This is a genomic window from Vibrio sp. 1562 (assembly GCF_033340155.1).
GTDB classification, from domain to species: Bacteria; Pseudomonadota; Gammaproteobacteria; order Enterobacterales; family Vibrionaceae; genus Vibrio; species Vibrio alginolyticus.
This window is the reverse complement of the sequence record NZ_JAWOVY010000778.1, coordinates 1-516: the sequence shown is the minus strand read 5'-3', so window position 1 is coordinate 516 and position 516 is coordinate 1. Positions and strand designations below refer to the sequence as shown.

The window sequence follows — 516 nt, the reverse complement described above, 5'->3', positions numbered from 1 at the left end:
ACGCATTGGTATCCAGCATCGTTGACTGGGCCACGAGCTGCAACGGCGGATGAGTTGTGCCAATACCTACCGCAAGGGCAAGTTCAGTTCCAAACACCGGTTGAAGCGTTTGAGAGTGCATTAAGCAGCGCTGCTTCAAACGATGTTGTGTTGGTCGCGGGCTCATTCCATACCGTAGGTGAGGTATTGGAGCATTGGCAATCAAAGAATAAGTAATCAAAGGTAACTTGATGGCAAGTAAATTCCAAAGTCGTTTAGTCGGCACCATCATTCTAGTCGCAGTGGGAGTCATTGTTCTCCCTGATGTTCTAGATGGTAAAAAACTGCACTACAAAGAAGAATTTGCCAGCATTCCTATCAAACCTGAACTTGATAGTGATGTGGAAAACTTCGAGATCTTAGAGCCAGTAGAAGATGACATTGCGCTACCAGAATCACCAGTAGAGGCGGTCGTGCAAGAGTCAGAAGAGCGTCAGGTTACCGCCCCTCAGCCGGAGCATAAACCTGAACCTACGC

The 516-nt window shown here is 47.9% G+C and carries 2 pseudogenes; both read left to right on the top strand.

Going from position 1 to position 516, the window contains the following annotated elements:
• A pseudogene (locus tag R7Z49_RS27605) lies at positions 1-216 on the top strand (bifunctional tetrahydrofolate synthase/dihydrofolate synthase); the annotation flags it as partial.
• Between the two features lie 14 nt (positions 217-230).
• Positions 231-516: pseudogene (locus R7Z49_RS27600) on the top strand (cell division protein DedD); the annotation flags it as partial.